The organism is Pseudoruegeria aquimaris, assembly GCF_900172235.1.
Taxonomy (GTDB): Bacteria; Pseudomonadota; Alphaproteobacteria; order Rhodobacterales; family Rhodobacteraceae; genus Pseudoruegeria; species Pseudoruegeria aquimaris.
Map to the genome: position 1 here is coordinate 17,636 of NZ_FWFQ01000009.1, position 20,502 is coordinate 38,137.

General features: G+C 67.2%; 18 protein-coding genes. 9 read left to right on the forward strand and 9 right to left on the reverse strand.

Annotated elements, in window-relative coordinates; translation table 11 throughout:
• The first annotated feature begins 55 nt into the window (after positions 1–55).
• The 3 genes from PSA7680_RS07770 to PSA7680_RS07780 are packed head-to-tail and all read left to right on the forward strand — an operon-like array spanning position 56 to position 3,020.
• Positions 56–640, forward strand: a complete 585-nt coding sequence (locus tag PSA7680_RS07770) for a TRAP transporter small permease (RefSeq protein WP_085868113.1) — start codon at positions 56–58, stop codon at positions 638–640.
• Between the two features lie 2 nt (positions 641–642).
• Positions 643–1,932, forward strand: a complete 1,290-nt coding sequence (locus tag PSA7680_RS07775; protein WP_085868114.1) for a TRAP transporter large permease — start codon at positions 643–645, stop codon at positions 1,930–1,932.
• Positions 1,933–1,961: 29 nt separating this feature from the next.
• Positions 1,962–3,020 (forward strand): TRAP transporter substrate-binding protein, encoded by a 1,059-nt coding sequence (locus PSA7680_RS07780; protein WP_085868115.1) that lies wholly within the window; start codon positions 1,962–1,964, stop codon positions 3,018–3,020.
• Positions 3,021–3,092: 72 nt separating this feature from the next.
• On the opposite strand, the gene PSA7680_RS07785 is transcribed toward PSA7680_RS07780, so the two are convergent.
• The 5 genes from PSA7680_RS07785 to PSA7680_RS07800 all read right to left on the reverse strand — a co-directional run bounded on the left by PSA7680_RS07785 (position 3,093) and on the right by PSA7680_RS07800 (position 7,545).
• Positions 3,093–4,478, reverse strand: a complete 1,386-nt coding sequence (locus PSA7680_RS07785; protein WP_085868116.1) for a multicopper oxidase family protein — start codon at positions 4,476–4,478, stop codon at positions 3,093–3,095.
• Positions 4,479–4,654: 176 nt separating this feature from the next.
• Positions 4,655–5,800 (reverse strand): YHYH protein, encoded by a 1,146-nt coding sequence (locus tag PSA7680_RS07790; RefSeq protein WP_085868118.1) that lies wholly within the window; start codon positions 5,798–5,800, stop codon positions 4,655–4,657.
• Between the two features lie 165 nt (positions 5,801–5,965).
• A complete protein-coding gene (locus PSA7680_RS18700; RefSeq protein WP_176244098.1) occupies positions 5,966–6,139 on the reverse strand; it encodes a hypothetical protein in 174 nt (57 codons plus the stop codon).
• 149 nt (positions 6,140–6,288) lie between these two features.
• Positions 6,289–6,909, reverse strand: a complete 621-nt coding sequence (locus PSA7680_RS07795) for a hypothetical protein (protein ID WP_085868120.1) — start codon at positions 6,907–6,909, stop codon at positions 6,289–6,291.
• A 165-nt stretch (positions 6,910–7,074) separates the two neighbouring features.
• Positions 7,075–7,545, reverse strand: coding sequence for a tetratricopeptide repeat protein (locus PSA7680_RS07800; protein ID WP_085868122.1), 471 nt, complete (start codon positions 7,543–7,545; stop codon positions 7,075–7,077).
• A 51-nt stretch (positions 7,546–7,596) separates the two neighbouring features.
• Here PSA7680_RS07800 and PSA7680_RS07805 point away from each other — a divergent pair, with 51 nt between their 5' ends.
• Entirely contained in the window at positions 7,597–8,850 is a 1,254-nt protein-coding gene (locus tag PSA7680_RS07805; protein WP_245824524.1) for a cytochrome-c peroxidase, read from the forward strand.
• 78 nt (positions 8,851–8,928) lie between these two features.
• Here the strand turns inward: PSA7680_RS07805 and PSA7680_RS07810 are convergent, their stop codons facing one another.
• Positions 8,929–10,173 (reverse strand): glycerate kinase type-2 family protein, encoded by a 1,245-nt coding sequence (locus PSA7680_RS07810; protein WP_085868123.1) that lies wholly within the window; start codon positions 10,171–10,173, stop codon positions 8,929–8,931.
• A 243-nt stretch (positions 10,174–10,416) separates the two neighbouring features.
• On the opposite strand from PSA7680_RS07810, the gene PSA7680_RS07815 reads away from it, so the two are divergent.
• The 5 genes from PSA7680_RS07815 to PSA7680_RS07835 all read left to right on the forward strand — a co-directional run bounded on the left by PSA7680_RS07815 (position 10,417) and on the right by PSA7680_RS07835 (position 16,375).
• A complete protein-coding gene (locus PSA7680_RS07815; RefSeq protein WP_085868124.1) occupies positions 10,417–11,406 on the forward strand; it encodes a BMP family protein in 990 nt (329 codons plus the stop codon).
• A 39-nt stretch (positions 11,407–11,445) separates the two neighbouring features.
• Entirely contained in the window at positions 11,446–12,963 is a 1,518-nt protein-coding gene (locus PSA7680_RS07820) for an ABC transporter ATP-binding protein (RefSeq protein WP_085868125.1), read from the forward strand.
• Positions 12,963–14,027 carry an ABC transporter permease gene (locus tag PSA7680_RS07825; RefSeq protein WP_217808325.1) on the forward strand — a complete coding sequence of 355 codons (1,065 nt, stop codon included), beginning with the start codon at positions 12,963–12,965 and terminating at the stop codon, positions 14,025–14,027. Before PSA7680_RS07820 ends, PSA7680_RS07825 begins: the two co-directional genes overlap by 1 nt.
• On the forward strand, positions 14,027–14,968 hold the full coding sequence (locus PSA7680_RS07830) for an ABC transporter permease (protein ID WP_085868240.1): 942 nt from the start codon (positions 14,027–14,029) through the stop codon (positions 14,966–14,968). Before PSA7680_RS07825 ends, PSA7680_RS07830 begins: the two co-directional genes overlap by 1 nt.
• Before the next feature lie 114 nt (positions 14,969–15,082).
• A complete protein-coding gene (locus PSA7680_RS07835) occupies positions 15,083–16,375 on the forward strand; it encodes an amidohydrolase family protein (protein WP_085868128.1) in 1,293 nt (430 codons plus the stop codon).
• 221 nt (positions 16,376–16,596) lie between these two features.
• Here the strand turns inward: PSA7680_RS07835 and PSA7680_RS07840 are convergent, their stop codons facing one another.
• Genes PSA7680_RS07840 through PSA7680_RS07850 form a run of 3 tightly spaced genes read right to left on the reverse strand, consistent with a single transcriptional unit; the run spans position 16,597 to position 20,487 of the window.
• Entirely contained in the window at positions 16,597–18,798 is a 2,202-nt protein-coding gene (locus PSA7680_RS07840; RefSeq protein WP_085868129.1) for a 3-hydroxyacyl-CoA dehydrogenase NAD-binding domain-containing protein, read from the reverse strand.
• Positions 18,795–19,268 carry a cupin domain-containing protein gene (locus PSA7680_RS07845; protein ID WP_085868130.1) on the reverse strand — a complete coding sequence of 158 codons (474 nt, stop codon included), beginning with the start codon at positions 19,266–19,268 and terminating at the stop codon, positions 18,795–18,797. Before PSA7680_RS07845 ends, PSA7680_RS07840 begins: the two co-directional genes overlap by 4 nt.
• Positions 19,269–19,275: 7 nt before the next feature.
• Complete coding sequence (locus PSA7680_RS07850; protein ID WP_085868132.1) at positions 19,276–20,487, reverse strand: acetyl-CoA C-acetyltransferase; 1,212 nt, start codon at positions 20,485–20,487, stop codon at positions 19,276–19,278.
• Positions 20,488–20,502: the final 15 nt, after the last annotated feature.

A 20,502-nucleotide genomic window follows, 5' to 3' on the forward strand; every position in this document is an offset into this window, starting at 1 on the left:
CGTTCAAGGCCCGCGGCATCTCAGCCGCCGCCGGGCGAACAGAGGGAGGACGCGCATGGCGCTGTTGTTCGGGCTGCTCACGCCCCTGCAACTGGTAAACGATTTCGTGCTGCGCATCGGTCGCTGGATCGGTGTCGTGGCCGTGGCCCTGATGGTCGTCGCGATCCTGTTGCAGGTCTTCTTCCGCTACGTGCTCAACAACGCCCTGCCCTGGCCCGATGAGGCCGCGCGCTTCCTGATGCTGTGGATGACGGGCCTCGTGGCGCCCTCGGCCTACCGGCAGGGCGGTTTCGTGGCCATCGACATGCTCGAACAGGCGCTGCCGAAGCGGGCCGGCGCCCTGCTTGGACTGTTCCTGCTGGTGGTGTCGCTCGCCGTGCTCATTGTCGGGGCGCAGTTCGGATACAAGCACGTGAACTCCGGCTGGCTCTTCGCTTCCTCCACGCTCAAGCTGCCGCTGGGGCTGATCGGCGGGGAAACCGTGAAGATCAAGCTCGCGTGGATGTACATGTCGCTCTTCGTCGGGCTGATCCTGCTGATCGCCGTGAACATCGAGTTGATCCTGCGCGATCTCATCACCCTTCTGGGCGGCGGCTCCGAGCTGCGCCCGATCCCCGTCGCCTTCGCAGGAGCCGATTGATCATGCTTGTCTGGTTCCTGCCGCTCTTCCTCGTCTTCCTGATGATCGGCCTGCCGGTCTTCTTCGGGATGCTGGCCGCCCCCGGCCTGCTGCTCTGGCTCAACGGGCAGGAGCGCGATCTCGCCCTGCTCTACCGCAACGTCTACAACGGGATGGACAGCTTCCCGCTCATGGCCATCCCCTTCTTCATGCTCGCCGGCGAGCTGATGAACCGGGGCGGCATCACCGAGCGGCTGGTGGAATTCTCGCAGGCGATGATGGGCCACCTGCGCGGCGGGCTAGCGCATGTGAACGTGTTGTCCTCGATGCTGTTCGCCGGGCTTTCGGGCTCCGCCGTGGCCGACACCTCGGCGCTTGGCTCGATGCTGATCCCGGCGATGGAGAAACAGGGCTACACCCGCCGCTTCGCCGCCGCCATCACCGCCGCTTCCTCCGTGATCGGCCCGATCATCCCGCCCTCGGGCATCATGATCATCTACGCCTACGTCATGGGCGAAAGCGTGGCCGCGCTCTTCCTCGCGGGCATCGTGCCCGGCGCACTGGTGGGCATCGGGCTGATGGTGATGATCAAGTTCATGGCCGACCGCTACGATTTCCCCGTCGCCTCGCGCAAATACACCTGGCCCGAACGCGGGCAGGCCAGCCTCAAGGCCTTCTTCCCGCTGATGACCCCGGTCATCATCCTGGGCGGCATCCTGGCCGGGGTCTTCACCCCCACCGAGGCCGCCGCCGTGGCCGTGGCCTACGCGCTGGTGATCGGGCTCTTCGTGCTGCGCACGATCCGCGTGGGCGACATCCCCGGCATCCTCTACAAATCAGCCTTGACCTCTTCGGTGGTGCTGCTGCTGGTGGGCGCCGCCATGGCCTTCAAGACGGTGGTGAGCCTCAGCCACACGCCGGAGATCCTGGCCGAATTCATCCTCGGGCTCAGCCAGAACCCGCTGATCCTGCTGTTCCTGATCAACGTGCTGCTGTTCATCGTGGGCATGTTCCTCGATGCCGGCCCCGCGATCATCATCCTCGGCCCGATCCTCGGCCCCATCTTCGTGGATCTCGGCGTGGACCCGGTGCATTTCGCCATCATCATGAGCGTGAACCTCACCGTGGGCCTCGCCACGCCGCCCATGGGCCTCGTGCTCTTCGTCGCCTCCTCCGTCTCGGGCGAGCGGGTGGAGAGCATCGCCAAGGCCATCCTGCCATTTCTGGCCGTCGAAATCCTGGTGATCTTCCTGATCACCTATTTCCCGGCCATTTCCATGACAATCCCCCGCCTCACGGGGTTTGTGAACTGACCCATATGCATAGAACAGGGAGGTTTTAAATGCTGAAGGGAACACTGAAGTCGCTCATGGTGGCGACGATGCTGGCCGGCACCGCGGTGTCGGCGGCGGCCGCGGATTTCACCATCCGCGCAACCGCGAACTCCAACGAGAACGATGAGGACTACGACGGTCTCGTCGTCTTCAAGAACTACGTCGAAAGCGCCTCCAACGGTGCCATCGAGGTGGAACTTTTCATCGGCACCCAGCTCTGCTCCAAGGGCGCGGAATGCCTGCAGGGCGTGGCCGACGGCTCGATCGACGTCTACATCTCCACCTCGGGCGGCGCCTCCGGCATCTTCCCCTACGTGCAGGTGCTCGATCTGCCCTACCTGATGGCCGACGACCGTGTGGCCGAAGCCGTGCTTCAGGGTGATTTCACCCGCAAGATGCGCGAAATGGCACTGGAAGATTCCAACGGCATGATCCGCCTGATGACCATCGGCAACACCGGTGGCTGGCGCAACTTCGCCAACACCAAGCGCCGCGTGCAGAAGCCCGAGGATCTGGCCGGCCTTAAGATCCGCACCGTAGTCGCCGATCTGCCGCAGGAACTGGTGAAGGCCCTCGGCGCCTCGCCGACCCCGATCCCGTGGCCCGAGCTGTTCACCTCCTTCCAGACCGGCGTCGTGGAAGGCTCCAAGAACGGCATCACCGACATCATGGGCATGAAGTTCCCCGATGCCGGCCTGCAATACGTCACGCTTGACGGCCACGCCTACATGGGCGCGCTGTGGTGGATGAACAACGACAAGTTCATGTCCATGCCCGAGGATCTGCGCCGCGTCGTGGTGGATGGTTTCTACGCGCTGCAACAGGCCACCTTCGCCTCGCCCAAGCGCAAGTCGATCCAGGCCTACGAGGATTTCGTGGCCGGTGGCGGCGATCTCTACGTGCCGACGCCGGAAGAAAAGGCTGCCTTCAAGGAAGCCGCCGCGCCGGTCTACGACTGGTTCAAGGCCAACATCGACGGCGGTGAAGAGATCTTCAACGCCCTCACCGAGGCCGTGGCAGCCGCCGAGGCCGAGATCAACGAAGGCCGCATGAAAGATCTTCAGTAAGTTTCTTTGCTGAAAGCAAAAGAAGGGGCGCCGGTTTCCGGCGCCCTTTTTCGTTGGCGGTGGGGGCAGCGGCTAGGCCACCTCGAACCACGTCATCATGCCCGCCATCTGGTGACTCAGCATGTGGCAATGCACCATCCACTTGCCCGGATTCTCCGCCCGCAGCACCACCTCTCGGCGCGCGGCCGCATCGACGAGGATCGTGTCGCGTATCGGGCCGTAGCCGCCGCCTGCCAGAACCTCGCGGAAATGATGTCCGTGCAGGTGGATCGCGTGGGGAAAGGCGGTGTCGTTGATCATTTCGATGCGCACCGCCTCGCCCCGCGAAAGCCTGAGCCAGGGCTCGGGCGTCATCCCTGCGACGCCGTTGAACGCCCAGAGCTGGCCCTGCGCCGCCAGGTCGCGCATCGAAAGCATCTCCCCCTGGTGGCGCGCCCGGGCAAGCCCGCCCATGGCGCCGCCTTCCATCAACAGCGGCTCTTGGCGCTTCCCCGCCTCCGCCACCGGCAGCGTGCCGGGGTTGGGCGGCAGCGGCGCGGGCGCACCGCGGCGGCTGCGGCTGCCCTCGGTCACAGGCAGATCGAGCAGCGCGAAGCCCCCGTCCCGCTCGTGCTGCACGAGCGTGGCCAGCCCGCCCGCCTCGGCGGTCACGTCCACGAAGAGATCCACCCGCTGCGCCGGGGCCAGAGTGATCCGGCCCAGCGGCTCGGGCGCTGCCAGCGGCATCCCGTCCAGCGCCATCACCCAGCCCTCCAGCCCCTGAAGCGACAGCACCATGATGCGGTCGGTGGCCGGGTTGATAAGACGCAGGCGCAGCCGGTCGTGGCGCCTGAGCGCGGATTGCGCGGGCAGCAGCACCGCTTGGGTGTAATTGCCGATACGCCCGCCGTGGGCCAGATCGTGCATCTGCCCGAAACTCTCGTGGATCTGCGCCTCCTGCGTCATGCGCCAGTCATCCACCACGAGAATGACGTCGGCATCCACGTCCGGCGCCTCGGGCTCTTCCACGATCAGCGGCCCGTAGAGCCCGCGGGCCACCTGCTCCTGGCTTTGGTTATGCGAATGATACCAATAGGTTCCCGCATCCGGCACGACGAAATCGTAGTCGAACGCCCCGCCCGGCACCACGGCGGCCTGCGTCATGCCCGGAACCCCGTCCATGGCGTTGTCGATGCGGATGCCGTGCCAGTGCACCGCCGTGGGACGGGCCAGATCGTTGCGGAAGCGCCGCTGTACCCGCGCGCCCTGCTTCACCCGGATCACCGGGCCGGGCACCGTGGCGTCGTAGCCCCAGATCGCGGTTTCGGGGTAGCCTTCCGGCGCGATCCGCACCGCGCCTTCGCGGGCGGTGAGCAGCGGAAAAGCCGGGCTTGCGGCGAAAAGGGGCGACGGGACGCCGAGGGAGACGATCCCGGCCATCCCGCCGCCCAACAGGGCCTCGCGGCGCGTGAGTGACATGTCCGGCGTCCTTTCCGTTGTGCGGCCTGCCCTTCAGATAGCTATTCCAGCAACTGGAAGGTCAAGGGCCGGAAAAAGGGCGGACATGCGCGCAAGGCCCTGCGCGGGGAAGGCGATGGGTCCAGCGCCTTCCCCGCTCCTGTCGCCGGGCCGCGCCGCAGGCGGCCCGGCATGGCTCAGCGGCGGGCCGGAAGAGCGGCGCGCATGTCCGCCTCGCTCACCCCCAGCGCCTCGGCCACGTCGGCGAGCGCCGCCTGCGGGCCTCCGGCGGCCTGCACGGCCCGAACCAGTGTTTCAACCGGCACCCCGAGCGCCTCGGCCGCCGCATCGAACCCCGGCGGAACGCCACCGGGACCATTGGGGCCACCGGGCCCGCCCTGGCCGCCGGCCGAGCCGATGCCCTGCGCCGCCGTGGTGGTGAAATTGCCCTCCGCCACCACACCGACGAGGCAGCCCGGCAGGTTCGGGAACTCTTCGCTGGCGTGGTAGTGATAGACGGGCGCGCCGCCCTCCTGCAGCGGCGCGGCATGGCCGTTGCAGGCGTCAAGCCCCACCGGTGTGCTGCCGTCCGGCTCAAGGTGGCCGTAGAGCGCGAAACCGTCGAAGGCATAGCCGAACTGGGCGGTCGGATCCTGCGGCACCGCGCAGGCGGACTCCACCCCGGCGGCCGACAGCAGGCCGGTGATGTCGCTCGCGGTGGCGTGCCAGTGATACCAGCCGCCCGGATCCACGTGGCCGCCGCAATCATCCAGCGCGGGCATGTTGCCGGTGGCCTCGACCGTGGGCGCATCGGCGAAGATCGGCACACCGTCCAGCCCCACGCCCACCTTGGCCACGGTGCCCAGCGGCGTCGGCGTTTCCGCCATCACCGGCGAAAGCGGCAGGCGCATCGTGACGGTCACCTCTTCGGCCTGCGCCGCCGCGAGGCAGGCGTTGTCGTATCGGCGTTCGCCCTGGAGGTCATCGATGAAGACGGTGCCCTCGGCGTCATACATCACGTAGCCCTGCTCGGCGAGGAAGGCGAGGAAGCCGCCGTCGATCCGGTAGACGCCGGGCGCCTCCTGCCCCGTCCAGTGCCAGATCCCGCCCGCCTCTTCGATCGTGGCCGGGCAGAATGGCCCGATCTCCAGATCGTCCGGTTTGTATTTCACGGTGAACTCAAGGCATTCCGCCTCCACGCCCGTCTCCAGCGTGCAGGCCACGCGCTGCGGCTCTCCCACCAAGGCGGACGGGTTGAACCCGTCCGCCTCTGCCTGTGCCATGGCCGCCGGTGCACTCAGCACCACGGCCGCCACGGCAATGCCTGCCCTGTGAAAATTCATGTCACGCCCCCCATGGCACGTTGTTGCAATGCCGCTGATACGGGTGGGCGCGCCGGTTCCGTCGCGATCCGAGGGAAAAAATCTCACAAGGAAAAAGGGAGCGGAAACCGCCCCCTTTTTCGCGTTTCTGATGACCGTAGGCTTACGCCTTGAGGCCGTGCCCGCTCAGGCCGGCCAGACGAGATTGAACAGGAATACCACCATTGCGACCGCCGCGACGACCTTCCAGTTGAACCGCCGCTCTTCGCCCGGTTTGAGGACGCCGAACCTGTAGAGCGCCGCGTAGGTGGCGAAGATCAGCAGCGCGGTGACGAGCGCGTGTGCGAGGTTGATGTGCATCTTTCAGCGCTCCTCCGCGGGCAGGCCGGGTGCTGGCGTTTCCCTCACCCGCGCGGACTGCAGTGCAGCTTCGGGGCCGACACCGGCCACGGCATGTTTCTTCATCGTCTTCCTCCCTCCGTTTTCGGCACGCACCTGCGCCCCTCGATTCATTCGATCCCGAAGATCACGTTGTAGCCGCGGGTGTCGTTGCCGCGGTTGATGACCTCGACGACGTGTTCGCCCGATTGCCAGAGCTGGCCGCGGTATTCCGTGTCGCTCGGGATCATCTCGAGCAGGAAGGAGCCGTCGGGGTTGAAGATCTGGAAATCCAGCGCAGAACCCCGGGCGGCGACGCGCACGTAGAGGAACTGCCCCTCCTTCGCGCCCAGCGTGTAGCGGTGCGAGGCCCCCGGCGGCAGGCTGCCCGCAAGCTCGGCCCCGGTGGTGCCCGATGCGAAGCGCACCGCTTCCGTCACCGTCTCGCCCGCCCCGGCCGGCGCGCCCGCCATGGCGCCGCCACCGTCATCGGCGGCATTCACCACGCGCAACTCCTCCACCGTGCCGTCGGAATAGGCGAGGCAGCTCCAGACGGAGCCGCCGCGATCCTTCAGCGTGACGCGCGTCGCCGCCTCGCTGAACTCGGATGACACGACCTCCCCGCCCTGCCCGTCCGGGCCACCGACCCGGCGCAGCTCGTCGATGCAGCCGTCGATGGCCGCCTGTTCAGCGGCACCTGCTAAGCCCGCGATCCCGCAGCACAGCGTGCCGATGATGAGTGTTTTCTTCATGAATGCGCCTCCCTTGCACCTGCTCACGAGCCTAGCGGGAGATGCGCGGCGGTCAAACACGCCGATGCTCTCGCCCCACGAAAAAGGGGTGAGCGCATTTCTTTTCCACAAATCCGGCCGATACCGGAATTCGCGCTATACAAACAGCGTGGAACCCGCAAAATCCTACCGGAACGGATACATCCAAACCCTGTAGTCATCCACGAGAACATGCGCCTTATCGATCTGCTCCTGCGTCATCTTTTTCACGACTTCCTCCTGCGAGATCGCCGCGTCGGGATCGCCGCCGATGGCGCTGAGCACGTACCACATGTAGGCGCGCATCAGGTCCGGCTCGGGCATCCCGAGGCCGACCTCGTAGTACCAGCCGACACCGGACTGCGCCCCCGGGTGGCCCTTCATGGCGGAGCGCAGATACCATTCAAACGCGCGCTCGTAATCCTGTTCCACCCCGAGGCCGAGCGCATACATGACACCGATCAGCTCCTCGGCGTCGGCATTGCCGGAACGCGCGGCGGGCCAGAGCGCCTCGCGCGCCTCGGCAAATTGGCCGGCCTCCATCATGTCGCGCGCCTCCTCGATGTCCGCAAAGGCCGGAGCAGCCATCAGAAGCAGGGCAAGAAACGTATTACGCATCTGTTTTTCCTTTGTTTTCTTGGGCTCAGCCTACCGCTTTCCGCCAGCGAAATAAAGCGCCTGGGGCCGGAAGATTTCATCGAATTCAACCCCAAGAAAGCCAAGATCGGCCAGTTGCTGTTCTACGACAAGATCCTATCAGGCAACCGCAACATCTCCTGCGGGACGTGCCACCACCACGATCTGGGGGGCACCGACGGGCTTTCGCTCGGGATCGGTGAAGGCGGCGTCGGGCTGGGGCCGGAGCGCACCGCCGGCACCGGCGAGGACCGCATCAAGAAGCGGGTGCCCCGCAACGCGCCGGCGCTCTGGAACCTCGGCGCCAAGGAGGTGAGGGTTCTGTTCCATGACGGACGGCTCGAAATCTCCGATCTCTACGGCAACGGCTATGACTCCCCGGCCGAGGAGTGGCTGCCGCAGGGGCTGGAAACCATCCTCGCCGCGCAGGCCGTCTTCCCAATGGTTGCGCAGTTCGAGATGGCCGGAAACCCGAAGGAGAACGAGGTCGCCGGCGCCGTCCACGACCGCATCGACGCCGCCTGGCCGATCATCGCCAAACGCGTGCGCACGATCCCCGAATACGGCCGCATGTTCGTGGAGGCTTTCGACCATATCGACCGCCCGGAACAGGTGACGATCGTGGAGATCGCCAATGCCATCGCCGCCTTTGAAGGAACGGAGTGGCAGAGCTATGATTCCCCGTTCGATCAATGGCTTGCAGGCGACACTTCAGCTTTGGACGACGCGCAGGAGCGCGGCCGCAAGCTGTTCTTCGGCGAGGCGGGCTGTTCGGGCTGCCACGCGGGGCCGCGCTTCACCGACCAGGGCTTCCGCGCCCTCGGCCTGCCCGCCTTCGGCCCCGGCCGCACCCGGCGCTTCGATCCGATCCCGCGCGACGTGGGCCGCATGGGCGCCACCGATGACCTGGAAGACGCCTACCGCTTCCGCACGCCGTCTTTGCGCAACGTCGCGCTCACCGCGCCCTACGGCCACAACGGCGCTTACGCCACGCTGGAGCAGATGGTGCGCCACCACAGCGATCCGGAAGCCGCCCGCGCCGCCTGGAAGGAAGCCGACGCCCGACTGCCCGAGGCCCCCTGGCTCTCGGCCATCGATTTCGTGATCCGCAGCGACAGCCGCGAGATGGCGCGCCAAGCCGCGGCGCTCGACATCGAGCCCCTGCGCCTGAGCGAGGATCAGATCGCCGATCTGGTCGCCTTCCTGCATGCGCTCACCGGCGAAACCGCTCTGAAGCGCCCGCTGGGGCGGCCTGAACGGGTGCCGAGCGGGTTGCCGGTGGACTAGTTCGCTTTCCATGATTGGAGCGCAACTGCGCCACCCCGCGGAAGCGGCGCTACGGTTCAGGCGGAGCAAACAATTGGCCTAAACCCTTATCAACACCTGCAAATCCGCAACGTTGGTGCCCGTCGCGCCCGTCATCAGCAGATCGCCGGACGCCTGCAGCGCGTGGTAGCTGTCGTTGTCGTCGAGCCGGGCTTGCGGCTCCACCCCCGCCGCGCGCATCCGGGCCAGCGTGCCGCCGTCCACCACGGCGCCCGCCGCGTCGCAGGGGCCGTCGCGCCCGTCGGTGCCGCCCGAAAGAAACACCCAGCTGCCCTCGGGCCAGCCCGCCTGCTCCGCCAGCAGGGCCACGCGCAGCGCGAGTTCCTGGTTGCGCCCGCCAAGCCCCTTGCCCTTGAGCACCACCGTCGTTTCGCCGCCGAAGAGATGGATGCCGGGCCGATCCGCCTCCGCCATCACCCGCGCGGCCGCTTTCGCCACGTCGCCCACCAGCGCCGGTTCGTGCTGGATCGCCTCCGCGCCGGCCGCCGCCGTCATCGCCGCGAGGCTGATCGCGTTGGAGCCGACGAGGGTATTGTCCGCCCGCGGCGGGGCATTGGCGGCGTCCAGCGTCTCCAGGTGCTCGCGCACCGCCTCGGGCAGCTTCGCCCAGACGCCGCGCGCCTTCAGGATCGCCATGGCCTGCGCCCGCGTGCCGATCGGCGCCACGGTGGGGCCCGAGGCGATCACGCGCAGATCATCGCCCACCACGTCCGACAGGATCAGCGCGCGCACCGGCGCGGGCGCGGCGGCGCCGCTCAGCCCCCCGCCCTTCAGCCGCGAAAGCTGCTGACGCACGAGGTTCATCTCGCCGATGTCGGCGCCGCTGGCCAGCAGAAGCCGGTTCACCTCGGCCTTGTCGGCCAGGCTCACCCCGGCCACCGGCGCGGGCAGGAGCGCGGAGCCTCCGCCGCTGATCAGCGCCAGCACGCGATCCTGCGGCCCCAGCGCCTCCAGCGCCGCAAGCACCGCGGCGCTCGCCTTGGCGCCACCTTCGTCCGGCACCGGGTGGCCGGCCGCGAAGACCTGCGCCCCCTCCAGCACGCCGGCGTTCTCGTAGTTGGTGACGACGAGCACCTCGCGCGGCGCGGGCACATGGGCCATCGCCGCCTCCGCCATGCGCATCGCCGCCTTGCCCACGGCCACGACGAGCGTGCGCCCGCCCGCGCCCGGCGCGGCGACCGGGGCCTCGGAGAGCGCCTCCGTCACGGCGGCAAAGGGATCGGCTGCCTTCACCCCCGCCTGAAAAATCGCCTCGGCCCGCGCCCGCATCTGCGCTGTGTTCATGGCATGCCCCCCCTGTCTGCCCTGCCCGACTCTGCCCCCAAGCGGAGACCATCGCGGCGGATACTGGCGCAAAGCTTCCGCTACGCCAAGGGCAGCCGCTCCGGCCAAGCGCTGAAAAAATGGACGCTTTTCAGCGACCTGCGCAAAGCCGCGACAAGCGGCATCGGATAAACCTTGACCGAATGGTCAGAGAATAGGCAGCCTGCCCCCATAGCTGAACGCATAATCAACGGGGAATCTGCCATGTCACATTTCACGATCTGGAGCCGCCGGGCGGTGCTGGGCGCCGTCGTCGTCGCCACGGCCGGGCTGGCCGCGGGCGTCGCCGCCGCCGAGAAGATCAAGGTCGCCGCCATCTACACGCTGCCGGTGGAGCAGCAGTGGATCAGCCGCATCCACAAGGCGCTCAACGCCGCCGCCGAAGGCGGGGCAATCGAATACGTCTACTCCGAGAACGTCGCCAACACCGATTACGAACGGGTGATGCGCGAATACGCCGAGGCCGGCCAGCAGCTGATCGTTGGCGAGGTCTTCGGGCTTGAGCGCGCCGCCCGCAGCGTGGCCGCCGACTACCCCGAGACCGCCTTCCTGATGGGGTCCTCCTTCGGCCCCGTCGCGCCGAACTTCAGCGTGTTCGACAACTGGATCCACGAGCCCTCCTACCTCACCGGCATGATCGCGGGCGCGATGACGGAGAGCAACACCATCGGCATGGTCGGCGGCTACGCCATCCCCGAGGTGAACCGGCTGATGCACGCCTTCATGGACGGCGCGCGGGACGTGAACCCGGACGTGAAGTTCCTCGTGAACTTCATCGACAGCTGGTACGATCCGCCCAAGGCCAAGGAAGCGGCCTTCGCGATGATGGATGCCGGCGCCGACATCATGTACGCCGAGCGCTTCGGCGTGGCCGATGCCGCCGTGGAGCGCGGCGTGAAGGCCATCGGCAACGTGATCGACACCTCGCTGGACTACCCGGACACCATTCTCGCCTCGGCCCTCTGGCACATGGAGCCCACGATCAACCGCGCCATCGAAGCCGTGGCGCAGGGCACCTTCGAGGCCGCCGACTACGGGCAATACAGCTTCATGCAATACGGCGGCGGCTCGCTGATCGCCGATCCGGAGCTGGTGCCCGCGGAAGTGCTCGAGAAGGTGGCCGAGAAGGAGCGCGAGATCCTCGACGGGATGTTCCGCGTGAACGTCAACGACGCCTCCCCCGTCTCCAACTGATCGCTGCCGGGCCCCGGCGACGGGGCCCGGCTCCCCACCATGGAGAAAGAGATCGTCCTGGCCCTGCGCGGGCTTACCAAACGTTTCGGCCCGGTGACGGCCGCAGATGACATCAACCTCACCCTGCACCGGGGCGAGGTGCTGGCGCTGCTCGGCGAGAACGGCGCGGGCAAGACGACGCTGATGAACATGCTTTTCGGCCACTACACGCCCGATGCGGGCCACGTGGAGGTGAGCGATTTCAAGGGGGGCATGCTGCGGCTGCCGCCGGGCCATCCGCAGGCCGCCATCGATGCCGGGATCGGCATGGTGCACCAGCATTTCACGCTGGCCGAGAACCTGAACGTGGTGGACAACATCCTGCTGGGCGCCGAGCCGCTCTTTGCCTTCCGCCGCGATCAGAAGGCCGCGCGCGAGAAGGTGCGCAAGCTGATGGAGGACACCGGCCTGCACGTGCCGATGGGCGCGCGCGTGGGCGAGCTTTCGGTGGGCGAGCGCCAGCGCGTCGAGATCCTGAAGGCGCTGTTTCGCGAGACCCGCATCCTCGTTCTCGATGAGCCCACCGCCGTGCTCACCCCGCAGGAGGCCGACGGGCTCTTCGCCGCGCTCTCCGCGATCGTGAAGCGCGGGCTCTCGGTGATCTTCATTTCCCACAAGATGCGGGAAGTCTTGAGCTTTTCCGACCGCATCGCGGTGCTGCGCCACGGGGTGAAGGTGGGCGAAATGGCCACGGAAGACGCCGACCGCGCCGCCATCGCGCGGATGATGGTGGGCGCCGAAACCGTGCAGCCCGAGCGCGACAGCCTTGTGCCGGGCGCGCCGATCCTCGCCTTCGAAGATGTCCACCTGCGCGGCGAAGGCGCGCGCGCCGGGCTCAAGGGGGCGAGCTTCACCCTGCACGAGGGCGAGATCCTGGGCATCGCCGGCGTCTCCGGCAACGGCCAGACCGCGCTCGCACAGATCATATCGGGCCTTGCGGTGCCCGAGCGCGGCGCGGTGATCCTCAACGGCACCCCCGTGACCGCCGCCAGCCCGGCGGCGATGATCGCGGCCGGCGTGGGCCGCATCCCCGAGGACCGCCACCACGACGGGGTGATCTCCGCCATGAGCGTGGCCGAAAACATGGTTCTGGAGCGGCTGGACGACCCGGAGATCCAGAACCGCGGCTTCCTGAACAAGCCCGCGATGAAGGCCAACGCCGAGCGGCTTTCGCGCGAATACGACGTGCGCGGCCCCGGCATCTCGGCCCGCGCCACGCTGCTGTCGGGCGGCAACATCCAGAAGCTGATCCTTGCCCGCGTACTGGACCGCGCGCCCAAGCTGATCCTCGCCAACCAGCCCACGCGGGGGCTCGATTTCGGGGCCGCCGGTGAGGTGGGGCGCCGCCTGCTTGCAGCGCGCCGCGAGGGCGCAGGCGTGATCCTGATTTCCGAGGATCTCGATGAAATCCTTCAACTGGCGGACCGCATCCTCGTGATGCATTCCGGCCAGCTGATCGAGACCGACAGCCGCGATCGCGCGGCGATCGGCCTTTTGATGGCGGGGCAGGCAGCCTGATGCAGATCGAACCAAGACAATCGCAGAACCCCTTGATCGGGCTCCTTATTCCGGTGGCAAGCGCGCTGGTGGCGCTGGCGCTGGCGGCGATCCCGCTGGCCTTCGCCGGGGCCGACATCGGCGCAGCCTACCAGCAGATGTGGCAGGGCGTCTTCGGCTCCCGCTTCGCCTTCACCGAGATGCTGACGCGCGCCACGCCCCTGATCTTCACCGGCCTGGCCGCCGCCATCGCCTTCCAGGCGCGGCTCTGGAACATCGGCGCGGAAGGCCAGCTCTACCTCGGCGCGCTGGCGGCCGTCTGGGTCGGCACCGGCATGATCGACGGCCCGCAGGTGCTGATGATCCCGCTGGTGATCTTCGCCGGCGCCGTGGCGGGCGGGCTGGGCATGGTCGGCCCCGCCTACCTGCGCACGCGCTTCGGGGCCGATGAGGTCGTCACCTCGCTTCTGCTGAACTTCATTATCCTGATCTTCGTGCAGATGATGCTGGAGGGCCCGTTCAAGGATCCGATGGGGCTGGGCTGGCCGCAGTCCGAGCCGATCCTCGACTCCGCCGCCCTGCCCAAGCTGATCGAGAAAACCCGCATCCATTCCGGGCTGATCCTCGCGCTCGTCTGCGCGGTGGTGGCGCAGGTGATGCTGACGCGCTCCACCTGGGGCTTTCGCGTGCGCGCGGTGGGCGCGAACCCGGCCGCCGCGCGCCATGCCGGGATCAACGTGAACCGCACGCTGATGGGCGTGGCCATGATCTCCGGCGCGCTGGCGGGGCTGGCGGGCGTTTCCGAGGTGGCCGGGCTGAAGGGCTACCTGACGGCGGATCTCTCGCCGGGCTTCGGCTACACCGGTATCGTCGTCGCCATGCTGGCCGGGCTTTCGCCGGTGGGCGTGGTGATCTCCGCCCTCTTCATCGCCTCGGTCTTCGTGGGCGCGGACAGCATGAGCCGCGCCATGGGCGTTTCGAGCTACCTGGCCGATCTCACCGTGGCGCTCTCGCTGATCTGCGTGATCGTGGGCGGCTTCTTCGGGCGTTTCCGCATCCGCTTCGGCCAAGGAGCGGCGGCATGATGGACATCCTGCAGATCTTCCTTTCCGAAAGCTTCTGGGCGGCCTCCCTGCGCATCGCCACGCCGCTGATCTTCGGCGTCATGGGGGCGCTGCTCTGCGAGCGCGCGGGCGTGCTGAACCTGGGCATCGAAGGCATCTTCGCCGCCGGGGCCATGGCAGGCTGGATGGCCGTCTGGCTGGGTGCGCCGCTCTGGCTGGGCGTGGGCGCGGCCGCCTGCGCCGGGGCCTTTTTCGGTGCGCTGCACGCCACGCTCACCGTGCCGCTGGGGCTCTCGCAGCACGTTTCGGGCCTCGGCATCACCATGCTGGCGACATCATCGAGCTATTTCCTCTACCGCACCGCCCTGCCCGACGTGACCTCGCCGCCGCGCATCACCCCCTTCCAGCCGCTGGACTGGCCCGTGGTGAGCGACATCCCCTTCATCGGGCCGGTGTTCTTCGGCCAGACCGCGCTCACATGGCTTGCGCTCTTCACCGTGCTCGCCGTCTGGTGGCTCTTGGCGCGCACACCGCTGGGGGTGGCGCTGAAGGCGGTGGGCGACAATCCGGACGCGGTGAATGCGCAGGGCCTCTCCGTCTATGGCTTGCGTTTCGGCGCGGTGATGGCGGGCTCGGCGCTGATGGCGATCGGCGGGGCCTTCCTGACGATGAGCGCCTTTGACGCCTTCTTCTTCGGCATGGTCAACGGGCGCGGATGGATCTGCATCGCGCTGGTGATCTTCGCAAGCTGGCGCCCGGGCCGCGCGCTCTTCGGCGCGATCCTCTTCGGCATGTTCGACGCGCTGCAGGTGCGGCTGCAGACCGAGGCGGGTGCGGTGGTGCCGAGCCAGGTCTTCCTGATGACGCCCTACGTGCTCTCGATCATCGCGCTGGTGCTGGTGGCCCGAAAGGCCGATTATCCCCGCGCGCTGCTGCAGCCCTGGTTCAAGGGGCAGCGGTAGCCCAGATCCACCGCCCGGCGAAGCCGGGCAGCCCCCGGCCGCCCCCACGGGCGGGGGCTTTCAGCCCCTCACCCGCGGCCGGGGACCGCCCTACCGTTTCGAGAGCGCCCAGACATGTTCGACCTCCTGATCACCAACGCCACCCTGCCGGACGGGCGCACGGGCCAGTCCATCGCCTGCACAAACGGCAAGATCACCGCAATTGCGCCGGACCTGCCCCAGGAAGCGGGCGAAATCATCGATGCCGCCGGCCTCCTCGTCGCTCCCCCCTTCGTGGATCCGCATTTCCACATGGACGCCACGCTGTCCTTGGGCACGCCCCGGCTCAACGCCTCCGGCACGCTGCTGGAGGGCATCGCGCTCTGGGGCGAGTTGAAGCCGGTGCAGAGCATCGATCAGATCATCGCCCGCGCCTTGCGCTACTGCGATCTGGCCGTCTCCAAGGGCATGGGCGCGATCCGCACCCATGTGGACATCTGCGATGACGAGCTCAAAGGCGTGCAGGCGCTTCTGGAGGTGCGCGAGGCGATCAAACCCTACCTCGATCTGCAACTCGTCGCCTTCCCGCAGGACGGCGTGCTGCGCGATCCTACGGCCCATGCCAACCTGATCCGCGCGCTGGACATGGGGGTGGAGATCGTCGGCGGCATCCCCCATTTCGAGCGCACCATGGAGCAAGGCGCCGAAAGCGTGCGCCTGCTGTGCGAGATCGCGGCGGAGCGCGGGCTGATGGTGGACATGCATTGCGACGAAACCGACGATCCCATGAGCCGCCATGTGGAGACGCTGGCGGCCGAAACCATCCGCCTTGGCCTGCAGGGGCGCGTGGCCGGCAGCCACCTGACATCCATGCACTCGATGGACAATTACTACGTCTCCAAGCTGATCCCGCTGATCGCGGAAAGCGGGATGCACGCGATCCCCAACCCGCTGATCAACATCATGCTGCAGGGCCGGCACGACACCTACCCCAAGCGGCGCGGCCAGACCCGCGTGCGCGAGCTTCGCGATGCCGGGATCAACGTGGGCTTCGGCTCCGATTGCGTGATGGATCCGTGGTATTCGCTGGGCACGGCCGACATGCTGGACGTCGCCTTCATGGGGCTGCACGTGGGCCAGCTTTCCAGCCGCGCCGACATGCGCTGGTGCTTTGACGCGGTGACGGTGAACTCCGCCAAAGCCATGGGGCTGGAAGGCTACGGGCTGGAAGCGGGCTGCGATGCGAGCTTAAACATCCTTCAGGCCGCCGATCCGATCGAAGCCATCCGCCTGCGCGCCACGCGGCTTTCGGTGGTGCGCAAGGGCAAGGTGATCGCCCGCACCGCGCCCAGCGAAACCGCGCTGGATTTGCCGGGCCGGCCCGGAACCTTGCGGCCAGAGAGCTATGCGCCCAAAGCTGCCGAGTAAAACGAAGGTTCGCCCCCGGCCCGAGGGTGGGGCGATTTCGCCCCCGCCCTGGGGGGCGGGTCGGGGGCGAACCGGGGCTACGCCCCGGTGTAGCCTTTCAAGGATGACTACGCCCGGCGGCACGCCAGGAAGCCTTCCCCCGCGGGTCTATGCTGCCCTCTCGGCACACAAAAAAGCCGGCCCCGAAAGGCCGGCTTTTCTTTTCAGTGACTTAAGCCCGATCAGGCGGCCTGCGCCGTCTTGTCGAAGCGGGTGTAGAAGCTTTCGCCCTTCTCCGCCATCTCGCGCAGCAGCGCCGGGGTCTGGAAGCGCTCGCCGTAGGTGGCGGTCAGGTAGTCCGTGATCTCCACGGCCTTCTCGGCGCCGAGGATGTCGAGCCAGCTGAACGGACCGCCGGACCAGGGCATGAAGCCCCAGCCGAGGATCGCGCCCACGTCGCCTTCGCGGATGTCTTCCAGCACGCCGCTTTCCAGCGCGCGGACGGCTTCCAGCGTCTGCGCCATGGCGAGGCGGTGCTGCACGTCCGTGAAGCTCGGCTGCTCCTTGGCCACCGGCCAGTTTTCGGCGAGACCTTCCCAGAGGAAGCCGCGCTTGCCCTTCTCGTCGTAGTTGTAGAAGCCGGCATTGGCCTTGCGGCCCAGGCGGCCTTCCTCGAAGAGCTTGAACAGCACGTCATCGGAAGGGCTTTCCGGGTAGGCATCGCCCATCGCGGCCTTGGTGGCCTTGGCGATCTTCACGCCGAGATCGATGGAGGTCTCGTCGGTCAGCTGCAGCGGGCCGAGCGGCATGCCCAGCTGTTTCGCCGCGTTCTCGATCACCGCCGGGCACACGCCCTCGGCCACCATGCGCACACCCTCGTTGATGTAGGGGATGATGCAGCGGTTGGCGTAGAAGAAGCGCTCGTCGTTCACCACGATCGGCGTCTTCTTGATCTGGCGCACGAAATCCAGCGCCTTGGCCACGGCTTCCGGCCCGGTCTTCGCGCCCTTGATGATCTCCACGAGGTTCATCTTGTGCACGGGCGAGAAGAAGTGGATGCCGATGAAGCGCTCATCGTTGCGCGACGCTTTCGCCAGTTCGGTGATCGGCAGGGTGGAGGTGTTGGTGGCGAAGATCGCGTCGGCATCGAGGCGTGCCTCGGCTTCCTTCGTCACGCCGGCCTTCACGTCCACGTCCTCGAAGACGGCTTCCACGATCAGGTCGCAGCCCTTGAGATCGTCGTAGTTGTCGGTCGCGGTGATGCGGCCCAGAACCTCGGCCTTCTTCTCCTCGGTGATCTTCTTGCGCTTGATGCCACCGTCCAGGATGCTTTCGGCATGGGCCTTGCCCTTGTCGGCGGCCTCCTGCTTCATGTCCAGCAGCACCACCTCGATGCCGGCGTTGGCGGAGACGTAGGCGATGCCCGCGCCCATCATGCCGGCGCCCAGCACGCCGAGCTTCCTGACGCGCATGTCGGCCACGCCCTCGGGGCGCACGGCGCCTTTTTCCAGCGCGCCCTTGTTGATGAAGAGCGAGCGGATCATGGCGGCGGAGGACGGGTTCATCAGAACCTTGGTGAACTGGCGGGCCTCGATCTTCAGCGCCACCTCGGTGGGCACCTGCGCCGCTTCATACATCACCTGAATGGCCGCCTTGGCGGCCGGGTAGGCGCCCTGCGTCTTGCTCTGCACGATGGCGGACATGCCCACGTATGTCATGAAGCCGGCCGGGTGGTAGGGCGCGCCGCCGGGCATCTTGTAGCCCTTGGCATCCCAGGGCTTCACGAGGTCGCTGTCCTTGGCGTTCTTGACCCATTCCTTGGCGGCGGAGATCAGCTCCTCCTCCGGCACCACCTCCTCGATCACGCCCAGCGCCTTGGCCTTCTTCGGATCCAGCGCCTTGCCTTCGAGGATCAGGGAGGAGGCGTTCATCGCGCCCAGCTTCTTGGTCAGGCGCACGGTGCCGCCGCCGCCGGGGAAGATGCCGACCATGATTTCCGGCAGGCCGATGCGGCCCTTGCCTTCGGCGGCGAAGATGCGGTGCGTGGCCAGCGGCAGCTCGAGCCCGAGGCCCAGCGCCGTGCCCTTGATCGCGGCCACGATCGGCTTGCCGCCCTTCTTCGTCTTCTTGTCCATGCCCGCGAGCTCGATCTTGCGGAACAGGTGGTGGATCTTCATCGTGCCATCAAACACGCCCTGCGCCGGGTTCTCGGCGTTGGCGGTTTTCATCTTGGCCAGAACGTTCAGATCCATCCCGGCGGCGAAATCCTTCTTGCCGGTGGTGATCACGGCGCCTTTGATGGCGTCGTCCGAGAGCACCTTCTCGATGTGCGCATCCAGTTCGGCGAGCCCTTCCTCGGAGCCCACGTTCATGGATTTGCCTTCGCAATCCCAGGTGATGGTGGCGATGCCGTCGGCATCTACGTCAAAGTGAAAATCGGTCATTCTTCTTCTCCCTCGTAGGGCGATCCGTCCTTGCGGGTGAAGCGGGCCCTGCCCCCTTCGATGAAAACCTCAAGGTCGATGTCGGAGTAGGTTGCGCGCTCTGGGTCCATCCTGGAGCCCACCACGAGAAACGCCGCCTCCTGATCCGTGCGGTTGATGAAATGATGGCCGTTGGCAACGCCAGCCGGGAAAGCGGCGCATGCGCCCGCGGCCATCTCTGTTTCGCCTTCGTCCATCACGAGCGTGCAGACGCCCTCCGTCACCATCACGAATTCGTCCTCGCGGTGGTGCCAGTGGCGCAGGGAAGACATCGCGCCCGGTGCGAGCCGCACGAGGTTGACGCCGAACTGCGTCAGCCCCCCGGCCTCCCCGAGCCGCAGCGAAGAACGGCCCGCCATCATCGCGGCATAGGGTGCCGGATAGATGGAGCCCGTCTTCAGCGGTGCCTTGCCCTTGTCGATCACGCCCATGATCGGATCACACGCGCTCGATGACGGTGGCGGCGCCCATGCCGGCGGCGACGCAGAGCGTGGCCATGCCGACGCCCTTGCCGGTGCGCTCCAGCTCGTCGAGCAGCGTGCCGATGATCATCGCGCCGGTCGCGCCCAGCGGGTGGCCCATGGCGATGGCGCCGCCGTTCACGTTGACCTTGTCGTGATCCACGTCGAAGGCCTGCATGAAGCGCAGCACCACGGCGGCGAAGGCCTCGTTGACCTCGAACAGGTCGATGTCGTTGATGCCCATGCCGGTTTCACGCAGCAGCTTTTCCGTCATCGGCACGGGGCCGGTGAGGTTCATCGTCGGATCGGTGCCGATCTTGCCGGTGTAGGTGATCTTGGCGCGCGGCTTCAGGCCGTATTTCTCGCCGTATTCCTTGGAGCCGATCAGCAGCGCCGCGGCGCCGTCCACGATGCCCGAGGAGTTCCCGGCGTGGTGCACGTGGTTCACCTTTTCGAGGTGCGGGTATTTCATGGTGACGAGGTTGTCGAACCCCGGCATCACGGTGCCCATCTCGGCGAAGGCCGGTTTCAGCCCGCCGAGGGACTGCATGTCGGTGCCCGGGCGCATGTATTCGTCGTGGTCCAGGATCGTCAGGCCGCAGTCGTCCTTGATCGGCACGACGGACTTGGCGAAACGGCCTTCTTCCCAGGCCTTCGCGGCGCGCTTCTGGGACTCCACCGAGTAGAGATCGCAGTCTTCGCGCGAGAAGCCGTATTCGGTGGCGATGATGTCCGAGGAGATGCCCTGCGGCACGAAATAGGTCTTCTGGGCGAGATAGGGATCCACCGCCATGGCACCGCCATCGGAGCCCATGGCCACGCGGCCCATCATCTCGACGCCGCCGGCGATGTAGGCTTCACCGGCCCCGCCCTTCACCTGGTTGGCGGCGAGGTTCACGGCTTCCATGCCGGACGCGCAGAAACGGTTGATCGAGAGGCCGGGCACCTGCTCGTCGAAATCGGAGTAGAGCACCGTGGCGCGCGCGAGGCAGGCGCCGTTCTCACCCACCTGGGTGACGTTGCCCCAGATCACGTCCTCGACGGATTTGGTATCGAGGTTGTTGCGCTCCTTGAGGGTGTTGAGCACCTTGGCGCCCAGCGCCACGGAGGTCACCTCGTGCAGGCTGCCGTCAGGCCGCCCCTTGCCCCGCGGGGAGCGAATGGCATCGTAGATATAGGCTTCGGACATCACGTCCTCCCTTCC

What these genes read in the sequence shown, in the direction of transcription:
- PSA7680_RS07770 (WP_085868113.1), top strand. Translation starts at nt 56, where the DNA reads ATGGCGCTGTTGTTCGGGCTGCTCACGCCCCTGCAACTGGTAAACGAT.
- PSA7680_RS07775 (WP_085868114.1), top strand. Translation starts at nt 643, where the DNA reads ATGCTTGTCTGGTTCCTGCCGCTCTTCCTCGTCTTCCTGATGATCGGC.
- PSA7680_RS07780 (WP_085868115.1), top strand. Translation starts at nt 1,962, where the DNA reads ATGCTGAAGGGAACACTGAAGTCGCTCATGGTGGCGACGATGCTGGCC.
- PSA7680_RS07785 (WP_085868116.1), bottom strand. Translation starts at nt 4,478, where the DNA reads ATGTCACTCACGCGCCGCGAGGCCCTGTTGGGCGGCGGGATGGCCGGG.
- PSA7680_RS07790 (WP_085868118.1), bottom strand. Translation starts at nt 5,800, where the DNA reads ATGAATTTTCACAGGGCAGGCATTGCCGTGGCGGCCGTGGTGCTGAGT.
- PSA7680_RS18700 (WP_176244098.1), bottom strand. Translation starts at nt 6,139, where the DNA reads ATGCACATCAACCTCGCACACGCGCTCGTCACCGCGCTGCTGATCTTC.
- PSA7680_RS07795 (WP_085868120.1), bottom strand. Translation starts at nt 6,909, where the DNA reads ATGAAGAAAACACTCATCATCGGCACGCTGTGCTGCGGGATCGCGGGC.
- PSA7680_RS07800 (WP_085868122.1), bottom strand. Translation starts at nt 7,545, where the DNA reads ATGCGTAATACGTTTCTTGCCCTGCTTCTGATGGCTGCTCCGGCCTTT.
- PSA7680_RS07810 (WP_085868123.1), bottom strand. Translation starts at nt 10,173, where the DNA reads ATGAACACAGCGCAGATGCGGGCGCGGGCCGAGGCGATTTTTCAGGCG.
- PSA7680_RS07815 (WP_085868124.1), top strand. Translation starts at nt 10,417, where the DNA reads ATGTCACATTTCACGATCTGGAGCCGCCGGGCGGTGCTGGGCGCCGTC.
- PSA7680_RS07820 (WP_085868125.1), top strand. Translation starts at nt 11,446, where the DNA reads ATGGAGAAAGAGATCGTCCTGGCCCTGCGCGGGCTTACCAAACGTTTC.
- PSA7680_RS07825 (WP_217808325.1), top strand. Translation starts at nt 12,963, where the DNA reads ATGCAGATCGAACCAAGACAATCGCAGAACCCCTTGATCGGGCTCCTT.
- PSA7680_RS07830 (WP_085868240.1), top strand. Translation starts at nt 14,027, where the DNA reads ATGGACATCCTGCAGATCTTCCTTTCCGAAAGCTTCTGGGCGGCCTCC.
- PSA7680_RS07835 (WP_085868128.1), top strand. Translation starts at nt 15,083, where the DNA reads ATGTTCGACCTCCTGATCACCAACGCCACCCTGCCGGACGGGCGCACG.
- PSA7680_RS07840 (WP_085868129.1), bottom strand. Translation starts at nt 18,798, where the DNA reads ATGACCGATTTTCACTTTGACGTAGATGCCGACGGCATCGCCACCATC.
- PSA7680_RS07845 (WP_085868130.1), bottom strand. Translation starts at nt 19,268, where the DNA reads ATGGGCGTGATCGACAAGGGCAAGGCACCGCTGAAGACGGGCTCCATC.
- PSA7680_RS07850 (WP_085868132.1), bottom strand. Translation starts at nt 20,487, where the DNA reads ATGTCCGAAGCCTATATCTACGATGCCATTCGCTCCCCGCGGGGCAAG.